General features: G+C 45.7%; 15 protein-coding genes. 8 read left to right on the top strand and 7 right to left on the bottom strand.

Translation table 11 applies throughout. The features are described from left to right. The first annotated feature begins 50 nt into the window (after positions 1 to 50). A complete protein-coding gene (locus ACRC6Q_RS14975; RefSeq protein WP_431466917.1) occupies positions 51 to 782 on the top strand; it encodes an ABC transporter ATP-binding protein in 732 nt (243 codons plus the stop codon). Then, positions 779 to 1,537 carry an ABC transporter permease gene (locus ACRC6Q_RS14970; RefSeq protein ID WP_223637649.1) on the top strand — a complete coding sequence of 253 codons (759 nt, stop codon included), beginning with the start codon at positions 779 to 781 and terminating at the stop codon, positions 1,535 to 1,537. The genes ACRC6Q_RS14975 and ACRC6Q_RS14970 overlap by 4 nt, the downstream gene beginning before the upstream one ends. 132 nt (positions 1,538 to 1,669) lie before the next feature. Here ACRC6Q_RS14970 and ACRC6Q_RS14965 read toward each other — a convergent pair whose 3' ends face one another. After that, positions 1,670 to 2,728: a saccharopine dehydrogenase family protein gene (locus tag ACRC6Q_RS14965; RefSeq protein ID WP_223637646.1), complete on the bottom strand. Its 1,059-nt coding sequence runs from the start codon at positions 2,726 to 2,728 to the stop codon at positions 1,670 to 1,672. A 221-nt stretch (positions 2,729 to 2,949) separates the two neighbouring features. On the opposite strand from ACRC6Q_RS14965, the gene ACRC6Q_RS14960 reads away from it, so the two are divergent. After that, positions 2,950 to 3,951: a S8 family peptidase gene (locus ACRC6Q_RS14960; protein ID WP_223637644.1), complete on the top strand. Its 1,002-nt coding sequence runs from the start codon at positions 2,950 to 2,952 to the stop codon at positions 3,949 to 3,951. Between the two features lie 162 nt (positions 3,952 to 4,113). On the opposite strand, the gene ACRC6Q_RS14955 is transcribed toward ACRC6Q_RS14960, so the two are convergent. Further along, the gene (locus tag ACRC6Q_RS14955; protein WP_223637627.1) at positions 4,114 to 4,869 is read right to left on the bottom strand and encodes an alpha/beta fold hydrolase; all 756 of its coding nucleotides are present in this window, start codon (positions 4,867 to 4,869) and stop codon (positions 4,114 to 4,116) included. Between the two features lie 289 nt (positions 4,870 to 5,158). Between ACRC6Q_RS14955 and ACRC6Q_RS14950 the strand changes: the two genes are divergently transcribed. The 3 genes from ACRC6Q_RS14950 (at position 5,159) to coaW (ending at position 7,976) form a co-directional block, all read left to right on the top strand. Continuing rightward, entirely contained in the window at positions 5,159 to 5,341 is a 183-nt protein-coding gene (locus ACRC6Q_RS14950) for a hypothetical protein (protein WP_223637624.1), read from the top strand. 116 nt (positions 5,342 to 5,457) lie between these two features. Then, the gene (gene cls, locus ACRC6Q_RS14945; RefSeq protein WP_431466916.1) at positions 5,458 to 6,888 is read left to right on the top strand and encodes a cardiolipin synthase; all 1,431 of its coding nucleotides are present in this window, start codon (positions 5,458 to 5,460) and stop codon (positions 6,886 to 6,888) included. A 272-nt stretch (positions 6,889 to 7,160) separates the two neighbouring features. Next, positions 7,161 to 7,976: a type II pantothenate kinase gene (gene coaW, locus ACRC6Q_RS14940; protein WP_223637618.1), complete on the top strand. Its 816-nt coding sequence runs from the start codon at positions 7,161 to 7,163 to the stop codon at positions 7,974 to 7,976. Positions 7,977 to 8,047: 71 nt separating this feature from the next. Here coaW and ACRC6Q_RS14935 read toward each other — a convergent pair whose 3' ends face one another. The 3 genes from ACRC6Q_RS14935 to ACRC6Q_RS14925 form a co-directional block, all read right to left on the bottom strand. Then, positions 8,048 to 8,590 carry an MFS transporter gene (locus ACRC6Q_RS14935; RefSeq protein ID WP_223637614.1) on the bottom strand — a complete coding sequence of 181 codons (543 nt, stop codon included), beginning with the start codon at positions 8,588 to 8,590 and terminating at the stop codon, positions 8,048 to 8,050. Beyond that, a complete protein-coding gene (locus ACRC6Q_RS14930; RefSeq protein ID WP_431467003.1) occupies positions 8,587 to 10,038 on the bottom strand; it encodes an FAD-binding oxidoreductase in 1,452 nt (483 codons plus the stop codon). The genes ACRC6Q_RS14935 and ACRC6Q_RS14930 overlap by 4 nt, the downstream gene beginning before the upstream one ends. Positions 10,039 to 10,205: 167 nt before the next feature. Continuing rightward, the gene (locus ACRC6Q_RS14925; RefSeq protein ID WP_431467002.1) at positions 10,206 to 10,763 is read right to left on the bottom strand and encodes a nitroreductase family protein; all 558 of its coding nucleotides are present in this window, start codon (positions 10,761 to 10,763) and stop codon (positions 10,206 to 10,208) included. Between the two features lie 156 nt (positions 10,764 to 10,919). On the opposite strand from ACRC6Q_RS14925, the gene ACRC6Q_RS14920 reads away from it, so the two are divergent. Beyond that, on the top strand, positions 10,920 to 12,323 hold the full coding sequence (locus ACRC6Q_RS14920; protein WP_223637608.1) for a protoporphyrinogen oxidase: 1,404 nt from the start codon (positions 10,920 to 10,922) through the stop codon (positions 12,321 to 12,323). A 104-nt stretch (positions 12,324 to 12,427) separates the two neighbouring features. On the opposite strand, the gene katA is transcribed toward ACRC6Q_RS14920, so the two are convergent. Together katA and ACRC6Q_RS14910 are read right to left on the bottom strand one after the other, a co-directional pair. After that, the gene (gene katA, locus ACRC6Q_RS14915) at positions 12,428 to 13,894 is read right to left on the bottom strand and encodes a catalase KatA (RefSeq protein ID WP_223637605.1); all 1,467 of its coding nucleotides are present in this window, start codon (positions 13,892 to 13,894) and stop codon (positions 12,428 to 12,430) included. A gap of 470 nt (positions 13,895 to 14,364) precedes the next feature. Then, a complete protein-coding gene (locus ACRC6Q_RS14910) occupies positions 14,365 to 15,414 on the bottom strand; it encodes a LysM peptidoglycan-binding domain-containing protein (RefSeq protein ID WP_223637602.1) in 1,050 nt (349 codons plus the stop codon). A 469-nt stretch (positions 15,415 to 15,883) separates the two neighbouring features. Here ACRC6Q_RS14910 and ACRC6Q_RS14905 point away from each other — a divergent pair, with 469 nt between their 5' ends. Beyond that, positions 15,884 to 17,440, top strand: a complete 1,557-nt coding sequence (locus ACRC6Q_RS14905) for a fatty acid--CoA ligase (protein WP_431466915.1) — start codon at positions 15,884 to 15,886, stop codon at positions 17,438 to 17,440. Positions 17,441 to 17,448: the final 8 nt, after the last annotated feature.

The following is a 17,448-nucleotide window of genomic DNA, read 5'->3' as shown; positions in this document are numbered from 1 at the left end:
GCACATAGTAAAATATGTGCTGTTTTTCTGCCCGAAAGGAAGTGGGATCCATGTCTGTAAACTATAAACCGGCTATCCATTTCAATCATGTAGATTTTTCATTTGGGGAAACTCCGGTTTTAAAAGGCATTACCGGCTCTTTTCCTGAAGGGAAAATCACGACATTGGTGGGACCTTCGGGAGCTGGTAAAACAACCCTATTGAAGCTATGCAATGGATTGCTGTCAGCCCAATCAGGGGAAGTCTATATAAAAGACAAGCCAATTGAAGACTATGAACCGGTTGAACTGCGTCGTTTAGTCGGCATTGCGCTCCAAAGCGCTCCGATGGTTGGCGGCAGCATCTACAACAATTTAAGCCTGCCGTTGGAGCTGCAGGGACAAACGCTGTCTAAAGCTGAAGCTGTGGATCTGCTGCAGGATGTCGGGCTGGATGGGGAACTATTGGACCGGAAAGTTAAAGACTTGTCCGGCGGCCAACGCCAAAAAGTTTCCATTGCCCGGACCCTCGTCAATAAACCTGAAGTTCTTTTGCTCGATGAAATCACATCTTCTTTAGACCGGACCTCTTTAAAGGAAATCGAGGAATTGATCATTAAAATCAATCGGAAGTATGGCACAACGATTATCTGGATTACCCATAATCTTCAACAAGCGTTGGAAATCGGTGATTTCACCTGGGTGATGATGGATGGCGAAGTGGTGGAAACGGGCGAAAGCGACTTGCTCAATGACCCATCGAATGAAAAGGTCAGACGGTTTGTCAGGGGGGAAGCGGAATGAGCTACTTAACTTTATCGATCACCTTGATCTTTGTGGTGATCCCTCTTCTTTTATCCAAAACCCTGAATCTTGGTCTGGAACGGGATACGATTGTCGCCACATTGCGTTCAATCGTCCAATTATTGGCGGTCGGCTATGTATTGAAATTCGTTTTTGATTCGGAAAGCTTGATCTATATTTTCCTGATGGTTGCTTTGATGATTGTGGCAGCTACGCATAACGCCCAGAAAAAAGGAGCAGCCATTCAAGGCATCACCTCGAAAGTGGCGGTCACCTTGATCTTTGTGGAAGTATTGACGCAGGGCATCCTGCTTGGCTTCAATATCACACCGGCAACCGCCCAATACATCATTCCCATCAGCGGGATGGTCATCGGAAATTCCATGGTCCTGTCGATTCTCTTCCTCAATCGTTTTACGGCGGAGGTAGAGTCGCATCAGGATGAAACCGAGCTGATCCTGTCGCTTGGCGGTACACCTAAACAGGCCATCCACACGCAATTGATCAATTCGATCAAAGCCAGCATGATTCCGACCATCGAAAGCCAGAAAACCGTGGGGCTCGTGCAATTGCCCGGAATGATGAGCGGACAGATCATTGCGGGAGCAGACCCGATCCAAGCGGTTCAATTCCAGCTGCTGATCATGTTCCTGTTGCTGACGACAGCCGCTGTGACCAGCGTCATGCTTGGTTTCCTGTCATATCCGACTTTGTTCAATCAACGGATGCAATTAATGAAGAAAGAATTTACTTAAAGCTTGAAGACAAATCCAGGTATCCTGGATTTGTCTTTTTTTATGGAAAATGGTGTTCAGGAATGTGATTCATATGGCGTTTAGAGCATCGCACCAGTAGAACTGTTTAGAAATAGTCTCCAGCTCTGTATATTAAAGATAAAAAGTATCGACTTCAAAGGTGCCAGAACCTGGTAGGCTTTCCACTAAGCTTGAACCAAACAGGCCTGCAGGTGTATAGTATCCGCCTTCGACTTTTAGCTTCAGGAGACGGCGGACAACCTCCAGCGAACCATAGACCGTCAGATCATAGACATTCGCTGTTTGGATTCGGGCGACTTTGACGACGCCTTGCTGATTTCTTGCCTCTCCCCATATATAAGCCGGTGAATTAGCACGGAGCTCGCTGTCCGGCCCCTGTACGCGTTTCTCCACCTGCTTCTCGAGCTTATCTCTTACCCAATCTGTTGCCAGTAATGGCCCCGCGGCTCCCATCAGACGCGCCCCGTATAGTTGCGGTTTTGCCATGGGGATCCAAGCGGAAATATTCGGAATACCGGTCGTATAGAAGGCAGTTGAAACATCGCCCCACGGGATTCCCATTGCGGAACGCGAACCGCGCCCAAAATCGATGGTCCGGTGCTGGCTGCCAATCGGGACAGTGGTCAAAACGCCAGCTTTTCTGTGCATGCTGCCCGAACCCAATCCTTGGATCATGGTTTTGAAAGTGCCCGGTGAGATGCCGGAATCCGAATCAAAGCCGAGCGATAATTCGATTGCTTCCGGCATTTCCTCTTTCAGTTTTAAGGCGACGCAGTCTGTGGGTACGACATCAAAGCCGACTCCCGAACAGAGAATGATTCCTTTTTCTGCAGCTTCAGCATGCAGTGAGTGAGTATGTTCAAATACGGAAACTTCTCCTGTAATGTCCAAATAATGTGTTTTTGCTGATAGACAAGCATGGATCATGGGTTCGCTGGTTACTTGAAAAGGACCTGCACAGTGGAGGACCAAATCAATATCGTCCAATTGCGCTGCTGCATATTCATCCAATGCAAAGGCACGGAATTCCAGTGATAGTTCTGTGGCAAGCGGTCGGATTTTATCGGCATTGCGTCCTCCAAGTACAGGTGACATTCCTCTGGAAACAGCTTCGCGGGCGATCAATTCACCCGTGTAGCCATTGGCACCGTAAATCATCCATTTGTTCATTTTATCGGCTCCTCATTTTCGCTCTCCTGTTACTATTCTGTAAAAACTAGTGAATCCCTTTGTTCATTTTTGCCAGACATTAAAAAGCCTCTGTAGAAATGGCTGTTCAACGATCTTATCGTGAGGTGCAGAATGAAACAGGGAGTAAATAAAGGATTCGGTGCGATGATGCCGAATTAGGAAAGTAAGAAAATAGTTGGAAATTATGAGGAGTGATTTAAATGGCGAATCTACATTTAATTCCTTATCGGGTAGAAGAAATTGCTGAGCAGGCACCGCAGATTCCCGAAGGCGTGCGGATGATTCAGGCACCGGAAATATGGGCAGAGGCGGAAAGAGGGAAAGGAAATATTGTGGCCATCCTGGATACGGGATGCCAGATGGACCACCCTGATCTTCAGGATCGGATCATTGACGGCAAAAATTTCACAGCCGATTTTAGCGGGGATGCAGCAAATTTCGATGATAATAATGGGCATGGCACGCATGTAGCCGGAACGGTTGCCGCCTCTTACAGAGAAGATGGCGGGATAGCGGGTGTTGCCCCTGAAGCCCAGCTGCTCATTTTGAAAGTATTGACGGGAGAAGGCAGTGGCGAATATCAGGGAATCATTGATGGCATCCATTTTGCGATTGATTGGAGAGGGCCGGAAGGTGAGACGGTAAGCGTCATCTCCATGTCGCTGGGAGGCCCTGAAGATATGGCTGAGCTCTATGCAGCGATTAAACGGGCAGTGGACGCAGGCATTCCAGTTGTCTGTGCTGCAGGCAATGAAGGGGATGACAGCCACGATACCGATGAATTCGCTTATCCGGGAGCATATGGAGAAGTGATTCAAGTCGGGGCAGTGGATTTTGACCGACGGATTGCCAATTTCAGCAATACTAACGATGAAATCGATTTAGTGGCCCCTGGCATCGATATCTATTCGACCTTTCCAGGAGGGAAATACGCCAGTCTGTCAGGCACTTCGATGGCAGCGCCGCATGTTTCCGGCGCGCTGGCTCTGATAAAAAACATCGCAGAAAAAGAATTCGTCCGTAAACTGACGGAAGCGGAATTATATGCCCAATTGGTGCGTCGTACCATGCCTATCGGCTACCCGAAAACCGCGGAAGGGAACGGTTTGTTGGCGCTGGATATTTTGAATAAGTTTGAACAATTATTAATGCTGGTTAACCCTTCCCATGGGGCAGATACCCATAGAAGTGAAAGAAGATAAGACAAGTAAAACCATTCCGGTCAGAGCGACCGGAATGGTTTTTGAGGTGGTAAAAATTATGCCGTTATTTATTACAGGTTCAGTGCTCATACAGTGAACGTAAATGGTTCGTTCTTTTACGTATGCGGTGCCAGAAACTATCGGTAGTGAAGGCTGGTTAGCTCAACTTCTATTGCTTCTGCTAGTTTGTAATTGCAAAAATTGATGGACAACCTGGTTAAATTCCGGGAAATGCCGTGGGGGAACTTCGTGGCTGGCGCCTTCAATGTAGACCACCTTCACATTGGAAGCGTATTGCTGGAAAGGCAAACGGTAATGGTGCATTGATTTTTCCTGTGAGCCATAACCCAATAATACCGGGACCTTTAAACGGTAAAGCGAATGAGTGGAATTGTAGCTAAGACCAGCTTTGCAAAATTCGTAAACACTTTGAGAATCAGCCAGCTTGCCATATTGATAAAACTCCGTTTCATCTTCTTTAAAGTATTTATGCGACTTAGCCTGCATCTTGGCGACTATTGGAACTTTTCGGATTTTAGCCATCGCCATACCGAATCTGAGCATGCTCTTTAAGTTGAAACTGTCCACTCTTGAATAACCACCGCTTAAAATAAGTGCCTCTGTACGCTCAGGATATAGTAATGCAAATTCCTGAGCAACGGTGCCCCCATTTGAAAATCCACAGATGACAGCTTTTTGGATATTCAATTGATCCAACAAACAGTTTATATCCTTAGCTAACAGCTCTATTGATAAGGGGGTGTTTCCTTTTGAACTCCGTCCGTGGCCGCGAAGATCATAAAAAATGGTCTGATAATCTGCGGCAAGCCTTTTTTGATGTTTAAAAACCAGATGGCCCATAATGGGAGGATGGATAAACACAATAGGGGTTCCTTGGCCAGTAATTTCATAATACAAAGCTGTAGCATCTTCCATTAAAGCGTATGGCATACAAATTCTCCTTTTCTAAAATATGAGATTAGTCGATATAGATGTGAAAATATTATGAAGCATAAGAACCCTATACCCTATACAGAAGAAAGATGTGCATTTTTACGCATCTTTTTTGCCGTATTATGTATGCATGGATTGAATTATCAAAAAAACCGAAAGTGTCGTCAGTAGGTGTTTAAGATAATCAGAAAGGGAAAAGAGGTAGCAGAAGATTAAACCGCTACTATTTTAAGAAATGAAAAGAGGAACTTTAATGGCCCATTCCAAATGGTTGAAACTGGGGACAGCTGTATTTTTGTCCATTGGAATGCTGTCAGCTTGTGGGGATGCAGAAGACGAGCAACCTGTGGATGAAGATATCGATGTAACACCGGAAGAAGGGGAAGAAGAGATTATCCCAGAAGAACCGAAAGAAGGCGAAGAAGAGGAAGATTAAGCTTTAAGAAGCCGATTGCGGAATGACGGGATGCGATTGGTTTTTTACTTTTTGCATCTTTTTAAACTGGGAAAGCCGAAGGAGGGGTTGAAATTTCATTCGAATGGATAAGCACCTTGAGCAATCTGTTCATCATTTTAAATGTGGTACTGGCATTTTTCATTTTATTCTTTGAACGGAAGTCGGCTTCTTCAGCGTGGGCCTGGATATTGATCCTTTTCTTTATCCCCATTCTCGGCTTTATCCTCTACTTGCTATTTGGCAAGCCGCTAAGGCGCAAGCGATTGAATCGGCCGGTTGCTTATGAAAATCAGGATTTTAAAGAGTTGATGGATCGCCAGCTGAGCGCAATGAAAGATAATGGCTTCAGTCCTTCTTCAAGGTGTGCGGAAGAATGGACGGATCTCATCCAAATGAATCTGGCAAGAACCGACGCACCATTGTCGACAGCTAGTGATATACAGCTATTCAACGACGGGAAAAAGAAATTCGATGCCTTGTTTGAAGATATACAACACGCAAAAGACCATGTCCATTTACAGTATTTCATCTTGAATAATGATGACCTTGGGCGTCGTCTTCTATCACTGCTCACTGAAAAAGCACAGCAAGGGGTAAAAGTGCTGTTTTTATATGACGACCTGGGATCTAAAAATCTGCCGAAACGCTTTTTTGATGAGTTTGAAGCAGCCGGCGGGAAGTCTGCTGCCTTTCTGCCGGCGATGCTGACCACTATAAATCCACGGCTGAATCACCGGAATCACCGGAAACTGGTAGTTGTGGATGGTGCGATCGGCTACCTCGGAGGATTTAATGTCGGTGACGAATATCTTGGAAAGAAGGAGGAGTTCGGCTACTGGCGCGACACGCACCTCCGGCTTGAAGGGGAGTCGGTACACTCTCTGCAAAACCGTTTTTTTATCGACTGGAATCAGGCGGCAGAAAAATATCCGATAAAGTATGCGGAAAAATATTTCCCGAAGATGCACAATACAACAGGGATTGCCATGCAGATTGTCGCGAGCGGACCTTTGGATATGCACGAAAACATAAAGAAAGCTTATTTGAAGATGATTTATCATGCACGCCATTCCATTTACCTGCAGACACCCTATTTTATACCGGATAAGTCCATCATGGATGCCCTTCAGGCAGCTGCACTTAGTGGCGTCGATGTTCAGGTCATGATTCCCCATCAAGCGGATCATCTGTTTGTCCATTCTGCGACCCTGTCGTTTATCCGTGAATTGCTGCCGGCCGGTGTCAAAGTTTACAGCTACAAAAATGGATTTCTGCATGCAAAGACATTGATTGTGGATGATAAAGCTTATTCAGTGGGATCGGCCAATATGGATATCCGCAGCTTCGCCCTGAATTTTGAATTGAACGCCTTCGTCTACGATTCCCAGTCAGCATCGAAAATGGCAGCACTCTTTGTCCAGGACAAAAAGCTATCGGTCCCATTGAAGGAAGAGACATTTGAAAATCAGTCATGGGAAGAAAAGGTGAAACAAGCCATTGCAAAGCTCGTTTCACCGGTATTGTAAGGAGATTCTTCTTTGGGTAATTGATCAGCTCCCCCCTTTTTTTATGTTATATACCCAACTGTCTAGTGAATATGGGGAAGAAATGAAAAAAGATGGATTTTGTTGGACGATATAGATTAATTGCAAATAAGGAATAAAATATAGCAGGAAAGCTTTTTGAATCAGCCTGCAAACCTCTCCCATAAAATAATCGAGTATGGTAGAATTTCATCATATGTGTATTTATTATCTGGCATTTTTCTAGAGGGATGCGAGAAAGAGCAGGTGCGGAAATGATTGTCGGAATAGATGCGGGGGGTACGTTGATTAAAGTGGCGTATACCGAAAATGAAGAGGTCCATTTTAAAAAGTACCCAATTGCTGAAATTGAGCGCGTTGCCGACTGGGTCAATGGTCTAGATGACTGTAAAGTATGTGTCACGGGAGGAAAGTCAGGCGTTTTGGTTTCCTTGCTCGACCAGCCAGCACAGGAAATGGTGGAATTCGAAGCGACACACCTTGGTGTGCAGGTTCTTCTCGAGGAGATGGACCTGCTTGAAGATGCTTATTTGGTGACGAATGTCGGAACCGGAACTTCCATCCATTGCATCCAGGACAATGTTCAGGAGCGTTTGGGCGGCACCGGAGTGGGTGGGGGCACCTTGATCGGCTTAAGCCATCTGTTGACAGGCGTAACCCGTTACGATGAAATTGTCGCCTTGGCAAGCCAGGGATCCCGGGACCGGATCGATTTGAAGGTCAAGCATATTTATGAAGGCAAAGAACCGCCGATTTCCGGAGAATTGACAGCCAGTAACTTTGGCCAGGACTTGTTTTCAATTTCGGGCGATTTGACGAAGGAAGAATTGTTGGCGACGGTCATCGGCTTAGTAGGCGAGACGGTCAGTACAGTGAGTGTACAAGCAGCCAGTCAGTGCAGAAGCTCGACCATCGTCTACATCGGCTCTTCCTTCATTGATAATCCTTTGTTGAAAGAAGTGGTAACAAGCTATACCATTCTGCGTGGCTCGGTTCCTGTGTTCCCTGATAATGGAGAATTTTCCGGTGCGATGGGCGCCATGTCGGTATTAACTAAAAAGACTGTGTAGTTTCCCTAGAAAAAAGGCGTCTTCTGACCGGCCATTGCGATGGCTGATGGAAGACGTCTTTTTACAAGTGGTTATGCTTCGGCAGCCTTTACTTTCGCCAGTTGCAGACCGCTCCAGGCAAAAACGGCAGAAGCGATATAAAAGATGCTGGCAATCGTCAGGAAATCGACGAGATAACCGGTGGCGATGACGGCTATGGCTGCGGCGACAGAAGTCCAGAAGTGGTAGCGGCCAATTTGTGAGCCGGCGATTTCTTTTGTGACGTAGCGGGCCAATACCGTTTTTTCCGAGTTTTTCTGGACAGCGCCGAGCACGCCCATAAGAACCTGCAGAATATAGACATGCCACACTTCTGAAGCCAAGGGAAAGAACAGCAGAAGAATCGCCATTCCCCACGAATAGACAGCAAGAAAGGTTTTATCCCCCACACGGTCAGCGTACTTACCAATCAGCGGGTAGCACAGTGCGGCCGTCAAGGCGAACAGACCGTAGGCCCAGCCAAACTGGGCGTAGCTGTCCCCGACATTCCTGATGAGCAGAATATAGAACGGGAAAATCATGCTCGATGCCATGCCGATGGTGCCTTGGTAATAGATAAAGCGTTTATAGTTCATGGCCGATACTCCTCGTAAAAGAGATTCATAAAGCGGTGCTCCGGATCAAAGCGGTCTTTCAAGTCGAAGAATTCTTCGGTTCTTGGATAAGCTTCCTTCATTTGAGCTTTTGTCGGATAGCCAAAATACGGCAGGTAATAACTGCCGTTATGTGCGAGGGTCACATCGATCATCTGCCGGACGACGTCCTGTGTCGCTTGGATACTTTCCGCATCGGTTCCCTGATTGATCAACAGCACAAGTGAAAACATGTCTTCTTTGGCATAGGACAGAACCGCATTATCGTTTTGCTCAACGTAGCGGATGGTGACATTCAATAAATTAAAATCAGGGTTGGCTTCCAGTACGGTTTTCAACGCTGGGATATAGTCTTCGAATTGATCTACCGGAACAAAATATTCCTGAAGAATTTCAGTTTTTCGGCTATTGTCATACTCCATGAATTCTGAATCCGACCGCATGACATTATTCCGTGAAACAAGGTTTCCATTGATTTGTTTAGTGTAGGTTTTTTGTGCCTTCCAAAAGTTGTCTTTTCCAGCATCGTTGATCCGCGACAGTCCGAGGAAAAATTTCGGCACCGCCACCAGGTTTTCGGTTTTCAGCTTCTGATGCTCAGGGAGCAGGTTCTGATCTTTAGCGGACTTGTATGTAATGGCATACATGTCTTCCATGAAAGAATCAGGTGCAATTGAAATACGGGCCAAATGCATTTTGGCATCCGGATCATTTTGTACCTGCTGCTTGAAATAAGAAGGGTAGGCGCTGTATGGCATGCTAGCCGTTTGGGTTTCATATAATTCGTCATCGGTCAGCTGCAGCGTAACGTCCAAAATGATGCCGAATAAACCATAGCCGCCAAGCACCGCAGAAAACAACTCGCTGTTTTCCGAAGTGCTTAATTGAAGGATCTCCCCGTCAGCGTTCATTAAGCGCATGGAGAGGACCGTATCCGATAAGCCGCCATTTCGGATATCCAGGCCATGGGCATTGACGCTCAATGAGCCGCCGACAGTGAAAATGTTCTGCGACTGGCTAACTTTCAGCGATAAACCATAGGGATTGATGGCTTCCTGGATATCGGCCCACCTGGCCCCGCTTTGCACAGTCACTGTTTTTGCATCTTCATCAACTTCGATGATTTGGTTGTACGGCTTCATATCAATCATGATGCCATTCGGATACATCGTCTGCCCGCCCTGGCTATGTTGCATGCCGGCAATGGAAAGCACGTCACCGTCTTTTCCGGCATCCAGCACGATTTCCTGAAGCTCATTTTTGCTTGTGCCGGCCTTCACCGTTTTGATTTCGACGGGCAAGAGGCGCTGATGCAGATCGGCATCCGGTCCATTCAATTGTGTGGAATACACATAAATGGATAAACCAAAAAGGCACACGTATAAAAGAGCGATCCAAACTGCTTTCATGACACCGCCACCCTTTTTCAGCAAACTTCTGAGTTCTTTCTCTATTAGACAGAAGTCAGGTGAAATAGTTCCTGTAAATTCAAAAAAATTACAGTGGGGTTTTGGTTTCCTAATGATAGCCATGCGTTCAAAATTACTTCCCGCCATTAAAAGAGATGACGCAATCTGCGCCATCTCTTTTATCTTTATTAGTCGCTGATAATGGTCAATTTCTCGCGGATGTCTGTCCGTTCCTGTTTTGCAGGGACGTGCGCTGGATAGCCGATCATCATGGTAGCCACAATTTTTTCGCCAGGCTTTACGCCGATGGCTTCACGGAACACCGGATTATAGATCCAATCGTTGGAGCGCCAGATCATGCCGATGCCGCGTTCCCAAGCAGCCAGCTGAAAGTTCTGCAGCATGGAGGAAACCGCGCCATAATCTTCGTCCCATCTTCTTTGTCTTGGATCTTCCGGCATAATGACGACCAGGTGCAGTGGAATGCTGCGGAAATAATCAGCCTTGTTGAGCACTTTTGAAGGGATTTCCCCGTCTGGTGTGCGCATGGATTCAATAAATGCATGGACAAATTTCTCTTTTCCGGCGTCCGTGTACAACTGGAAACGCCACGGTTCATTGACTTTGTGGTTCGGTGCCCATTTGGCTATATTCAACAGCTCGATGATTTCCTCGACATTGACTGCATCAACCTTGAATTTCTTGATTGAACGTCTTTCTATGATATTCTGATCAATAGCATTCATCATTGAACGTCTCTCCTTTTCGCAAAGAAAATGCGGTTATCTACCCTTTATCCTAACATGGGGAGGAGAGAAAAGCGTATCAAAAAAGACAAAAAGATCCCTGCCGGCAGGCAGAAATATTGGTAGAATAGAAGCATAGGCAAGGAGTGGATAAAGTTGAAAAAGGCTGTAGTCATCGGCGGAGGCATCACTGGTCTTTCCGCTATGTATTATTTACAGAAGCTGAACCTGCAGGAAAACCTCAATCTGGAATTGGTGTTGATTGAGCGGGAGCCAGAGTTAGGCGGTAAGATCAAAACGGCAGTAGACAATGAATTCATCATGGAAGTTGGAGCGGATTCGATCGTTGCACGCCATGCCAGCGTCATGCCGCTGATCGAAGACCTTGGGCTTAAGGACCGGGTTGTCTACAACGGCACAGGGATTTCCTATTTGTATGCCAATAATGTGCTGCATGCCATTCCGAAAGATACAGTGTTCGGTATTCCTATGAACAGGGAAGCGCTATTCAGTTCGACACTTGTTTCTGAAGAAGGCAAGCAAGCTGCGTTAAAGGATTTTGACAGTGTCAATGAAAGCTTTACACGTGATAGCTCAATTGGAGAGTTTCTTGAGGCATTTCTTGGCAAGGAATTGGTTGAAAACCAGATTGCGCCTGTCTTGTCCGGCGTCTACTCAGGAAATCTCCATGAATTGACCCTGGCCTCGACACTGCCATACCTGGTTGATTATAAAAATAAATACGGCAGCATCATGAAGGGATTCGAAGCGAACAAAGAATTCTTCCAAGGTGCGGCCAATAAGAAATTCATTTCGTTTGATCAAGGCATGCAAGTATTGATTGATGAAATGGAAAGCAAGCTTGACCATGTGCGGATATTGAAAGGCATAGGAACCAAGTCGGTCAAAAGAGACGAAGAACGCTACCAGGTTGAGCTTGAAGACGGCGAGGCGATAGAGGCGGATTTCGTGATTCTGGCCACCCCTCACCAAGTTGCCCAGCAGCTTTTAGGGATAGCGGAACTGAATGCCGAATTCGATCAATTCCTGAATTCCTCATTGATCAGTGTTTATCTTGGATTTGATATTCCGGATGAACAGTTGCCTGAAGACGGAACCGGCTTTATCGTATCCCAGGAAAGTGACCTGCATTGCAACGCCTGTACCTGGACCAGCCGGAAGTGGAGCCATACATCAAAAAGCCATAAATTGCTGGTTCGGCTGTTCTACAAGAGTTCACATCCCTCTTATGGCATGTTGAAGGATTTGTCTGAAGAAGAGTTGGCGAAGGTAGCGATGGAGGATGTACGAAAGAGTTTAGGGATTGAAGAAGAGCCTTTGACTGTTGAAGTGACCGGTTGGAAAAATCTGATGCCCAACTACCACATGCAGCATAAAACCGCTATTAGCGAGCTGGAACTGAAAATGGAAAAAATGGTTCCAGGCGTGAAACTGGCAGGGTCTTCTTATTTTGGAGTGGGAATCGGTGCCTGTATTCAAAATGGTGCGGATTTGGCGAAAATCATCACCAATCAATTAGTGGATGTAGAAGAATCGTAGAAAAAGAGACCGTAGCTGGTCTCTTTTTTATTTACAAAAAAGCCGTTTATCCAAATTTCGGATAAACGGCTAATTGAGAATATGAGTAATATATTATCAATTAATTATTTTGTTTCAGTAAGGTCAGGAACTGAAAGGCCAAGGCCTTCAGCAACACGCGTACCGAACTCAGCATCCGCTTTGTACAAATGGCTGATTTGGCGAAGTTTGATGTCTTCTTTGTCAACAGCGCTTAAGCCGCCGACGAAAGTTGCAACAAGACGCTCTTGTTCTTCAGCACTTTGCAGACGGTAAAGGTCGCCCGGTTGTGTGTAATGATCATCTTTGAAGTAGGGTACGGAATCCGTAACGCCGGATACTTCAAGTGGAGCCGGTTTAGCAGCTTCAGTTTCAGTAGGGCCGCCGTAGCTGTTCGGCTCGTAATAGACAGAACCGCCGCCGTTATTGCCGAAGTTCATCTGGCCGTCACGCTGGTAGTTATTGACTTGGTTTTTCGCTGCGTTGATCGGCAGCATCTGGTGGTTAGCGCCTACGCGGTAACGGTGAGCATCATGGTATGCGAACAAGCGGCCTTGCAGCATTTTGTCCGGTGAAACGTCGATGCCAGGAACCAATGTACCAGGAGAAAAAGTAGCTTGCTCAACTTCAGCAAAATAGTTTTCAGGGTTGCGGTTAAGCACCATACGGCCAACTTCCATTAATGGATAGTCTTTGTGCGACCACGTTTTTGTTACATCGAATGGGTCGAAGCGATATGTGTTCGCATCTTCCAAAGGCATAACCTGTACATATACTTTCCATGCTGGGAAATCACCTTCTTCAATTGCATTGAAAAGGTCTTCCGTGTGGAAATCAGGGTTTTCGCCAGCAATTTTATCAGCTACGTCCTGAGTGATGTTCTGGATGCCTTGTTCAGTAAGGATGTGGTATTTGATCCAAACCGATTCGCCTTCAGCGTTTGTCCATTTGAATGTGTGGCTTCCGAATCCGTGCATGTGGCGAAGTGTTGCAGGAATTCCGCGATCGCCCATCAGGTAAGTAACCTGGTGCAATGATTCCGGTGACAATGACCAGAAGTCCCACACTGCGTTAGGGTTTTTCAAGTGGGTGCGTGGATCGCGTTTTTGTGTATGGATAAAATCAGGGAACTTGATCGCATCTTGGATGAAGAAGATTGGCGTATTATTGCCGACTAAATCGTAGTTTCCTTCTTCTGTATAGAATTTTAGAGAGAAGCCGCGCGGATCACGGACAGTATCGGCAGACCCCAGTTCACCGGCAACCGTTGAGAAACGGGCGAATAAATCTGTTTTCTTGCCGACTTCCGATAGGAAAGCAGCTTTCGTATATTTAGATACATCATTAGTTACTTCGAAATAACCGTGAGCACCTGCGCCTTTAGCATGTACTACACGCTCAGGAACACGTTCTCTATTGAAATGTGCAAGCTTCTCAAGAAGGTGGACATCTTGTAATAGGACAGGACCGCGTTGTCCGGCTGTCTGCGAGTTTTGGTTGTCTCCGACTGGGGCACCCCAGCTGGTTGTTAAACCTGTTTTGTTTGTACTCATGAATCGAACACCTCATTCTCTTTTTTTATGTAAAACACTACATATCCAATGATAACATTTTTTAAATTAAAATCAATTCTAAGTGATAATGATTATAATTAATGGAAATCTTGTTGTGTCAAATGATTGATTTAAAACAGAAAAAACACCAAAAGAAAAGCAGTACCGGCTTAACCGATGCTGCTTTTTTTTTCCTCTATTGAAAGGCGCTTGCGCTTTTCTTGTTGTCCAGCTCCAGCGCCCAAAACCTCGGGGTCTTAAGTTCGCTTGCCTGTGCGGCACAAAACGCCGCTTCGGCAAACTGCCTTAAGCCTGTCGGTTCTATACGGGCACCTCCGCTTTTCCTGTTGTCCAGTTGCAAGTGCCTAGCTCTTCGGATCATAAGTCAACCCACCGACGTGGCAAAGAACGCCACTCTGCTGGTCTGCCTTATGCCTTTCAGAGCTGACCAGGCACTTTCACTTTTCTTGTTACCTCATTACATTTAAACGCTGGTAACTGTCGAAGTGTTTGCTCCAGTAGCTGTCGCTCAGGCTGGTGATTTGGACGCGGTCGCCCCCGGCATGGATAAAGCTGTTATTACCGATGAAAATACCCATATGTGAAATTCCTGGGCGGTATGTATCTTTAAAGAATACAAAATCACCGACCTGTGGTGAACTTACATTGGAAGAGATAGCATCGAGTCCGGTCGTATTCGTACGCGGCACGCTGATTCCTGCCTGATTGTATACATAATAGATGAAGCCGCTGCAATCAAATCCACCGGGTGCTGCGCCGCCCCATTTGTAAGGTGTACCCAAGAAAGAGTTGGCGATCGATACGAGTGATGAAACTTTTCCGGAAGTCGATGGTGCCGCAACTGGGTTTGAAACCGTCACTGGTTTCTTGCTGACCGATTCGCCGGTTACTTTCAATACTTGGCCGATACGGATCGAGCTTGTTTTCATACCGTTTAAGCTCATCAGTTGGGAAACGGAAGTGCCATGGCGCTGAGCGATATTGGTCAATGTATCGCCGCTGACCACGCGGTATGTACTTGTTTTAGAGATAACTGGTGCGGCTGGCGTTTTAACGATTACAGCCGGTGCAGCTGGCTGTAATTTTCCACTGACCGTCAATTTTTGCCCTGGCTGGATGTTGCTCCCGGATAGTTTGTTCAATTGTTGAATGGAGCTGACGCTGGTGCTGTGAACCCGTGCGATATGTGATAACGTGTCACCGGCTTTTACGGTATAAGTAGTTGCAGAGTTCGTTGGTGTTTTAGGGATGCTGGTTTTCTGTGGAGGAGCCGCTGGAGTTGAAACAGCTGCGACTTTGATGGTCTGGTTCGGATGAATCGAATTGGACGAAAGTTTATTCCAAGTCAGCAATTGATCCACTGATACCTTATTACTTGAAGCGATTTTCCATAATGTATCTCCTGGTTTCACTGTGTAAGTGCTGGCTTCTGTATCGGAAGCCCCGATTGCAAATGTTAATGCAGTAGCTGCAAATAATGTAAAAATAATTTTTCGCATTCCCAAACCCCTTTTTCTTTGTCTATTTATAGATAATTCAATCTATTATCTGTGGATTCCTTAATTCTATATAATTACTAAGGTGTAGGCAATAAGTTTCGATATTACATTTGTGTTACAAAGATAAAGGTAATAAAAAACCATTTTGCTAATTCGCTTTTACTTCAGTTTTCTCCATCTGATAAAAAAACTATTGCATACCTATAGATATCGGTCTTATTAGAAAAAACTTAAGAGCAGATGCAAAATAATCCTAATTATTTTATGGAACTATGTTTTAAAGACTCCTAAAATACTAATGAGGGATCCTTAAAAAATACTTGAATGAAATTGATTGGTTTGGATGAATGTTTATAAGAAAGGGGACTAATCTCCTGCTACAAAATGAGACTTTGAATTGTTGCAATATTGCGTTTTTTCTGACATCATGAAAGGGGTGAAACCGATTCATTATAAGGAGGAAGAAAAAATGTATGCGACACTTGGCAAAATCTTTGATCAAACGGTAAGCAGATACCCGGATAAAGAAGCCTTGGTTGATTTGAGAAGAGAGGAAAGATGGACCTATTCGCAATGGAGCGAGGAAGTTCATCGCCTGGCGAATGCTCTAACAACGGCGGGCGTCAGTAAAGGGGACCGTGTTTCAAGTTTTTTGTTCAATAATAGTGAACTGCCTACTGCATTATTTGCCTGTGCGAAAATCGGTGCTGTGTTCAATCCCATCAATTTCCGTTTAAAGCCTGAAGAACTGGCGTATATCTTAAATGATGCAACACCCGAAGTCGTTTTGTTTGAAGAAGCTTTAAAAGAGACGATTGAGGGAGTTGCTGCGCATTTTCCAAGTATTCAATTCTGGTATATAGATGAAAAAGTTCCAGACTATGCAGTTAGCTACCGGGAGCGGCTCAGCGAAGCATCTGTGACAGATCCATGTGTGCAGGTCGATGAGATGGATACGTATGCCATTATGTATACAAGTGGGACTACAGGAAGGCCGAAAGGTGTCATTCACCGCCATCGCGACATGGCTGAACAAAGCATGACATGCATTGCGATATTGAAATATACGAAAAATGATGTAGGTCTGGTTATTGCGCCGATGTTTCATTGCGCAGAACTGCATTGCTGCATCATTCCGCGTGTCCAGGCTGGAGCTTCCAGTGTGATCATGCACCAATTCAATCCTCAAGAAGCTCTGGACACAGTCGAAAAAGAAAAAGTTACCGTCATGTTCGCGGTACCAACCATGTGGAGCATGATGACTGAATTGGACGGAGCGGATGCGAAAGTCAAAACTTTGCAGCGGGGATTATATGGAGCGGCTCCAATGGCACCTGTGCTGGTCAAACGTGTAAAGGAAGTATTGGGAATCGATTTGATTCAGGCATACGGCCAGACGGAAATGGGTCCGGCGATTACATTTCTGGCTGAAGATGAGCAGCTGACCAAAGCGGGGTCTGCCGGCAAACCCGCCTTTAACCATGAAATTCGAATCGTTCGGCCAAATGAAAAAGGTCCATCAGAGCCGGACGAAAGATTAGAGGCATTTGAAGTCGGTGAAATCATCGTTCGTGGGCCGAGCATGATGGCCGGATACTTCCACCGCCCACAAGCCACTTCTCGTGTTTTATATAAAGGCTGGTATCATACAAGTGATTTAGGGTATTTGGATGAAGACGGCTATCTGTTCGTGGCCGATCGGGTGGACGATATGATCATCAGCGGCGGTGAGAATATCTATCCACGAGAAGTGGAAGACGTGCTGCATGAGCATGAGCTCATTCAGGATGTGGCGGTGCTTGGAATTCCTGATGAAAAATGGGGCGAAGCGGTAATGGCGTTTGTTGTCGTTAAGGATGCAGGGCTGACCGAACAACACCTAGAAGAATTCTGTCTCAATAATGATAAGCTTGCCCGCTTTAAACGACCCAGAACCTATTGCTTTGTTGATGAGCTGCCGCGCAATGCCAGCGGGAAGATCCAAAAATTCCTCTTGCGTGAACTCTATGCAAAAAGTAATGTATAAGAAATGGG

Source organism: Planococcus sp. SE5232, from assembly GCF_050686535.1.
Taxonomy (GTDB): domain Bacteria; phylum Bacillota; class Bacilli; order Bacillales_A; family Planococcaceae; genus Planococcus.
Note: the sequence above shows the minus strand (reverse complement) of the source record. Positions and strands in the feature narration are given on the sequence as shown.

Coding starts and splice junctions, on each gene's coding strand:
- coaW (WP_223637618.1), top strand. CDS start 7,161: ATGATTGTCGGAATAGATGCGGGGGGTACGTTGATTAAAGTGGCGTAT.
- ACRC6Q_RS14935 (WP_223637614.1), bottom strand. CDS start 8,590: ATGAACTATAAACGCTTTATCTATTACCAAGGCACCATCGGCATGGCA.
- ACRC6Q_RS14910 (WP_223637602.1), bottom strand. CDS start 15,414: ATGCGAAAAATTATTTTTACATTATTTGCAGCTACTGCATTAACATTT.
- ACRC6Q_RS14970 (WP_223637649.1), top strand. CDS start 779: ATGAGCTACTTAACTTTATCGATCACCTTGATCTTTGTGGTGATCCCT.
- ACRC6Q_RS14975 (WP_431466917.1), top strand. CDS start 51: ATGTCTGTAAACTATAAACCGGCTATCCATTTCAATCATGTAGATTTT.
- ACRC6Q_RS14965 (WP_223637646.1), bottom strand. CDS start 2,728: ATGAACAAATGGATGATTTACGGTGCCAATGGCTACACGGGTGAATTG.
- ACRC6Q_RS14960 (WP_223637644.1), top strand. CDS start 2,950: ATGGCGAATCTACATTTAATTCCTTATCGGGTAGAAGAAATTGCTGAG.
- ACRC6Q_RS14925 (WP_431467002.1), bottom strand. CDS start 10,763: ATGAATGCTATTGATCAGAATATCATAGAAAGACGTTCAATCAAGAAA.
- ACRC6Q_RS14950 (WP_223637624.1), top strand. CDS start 5,159: ATGGCCCATTCCAAATGGTTGAAACTGGGGACAGCTGTATTTTTGTCC.
- katA (WP_223637605.1), bottom strand. CDS start 13,894: ATGAGTACAAACAAAACAGGTTTAACAACCAGCTGGGGTGCCCCAGTC.
- ACRC6Q_RS14905 (WP_431466915.1), top strand. CDS start 15,884: ATGTATGCGACACTTGGCAAAATCTTTGATCAAACGGTAAGCAGATAC.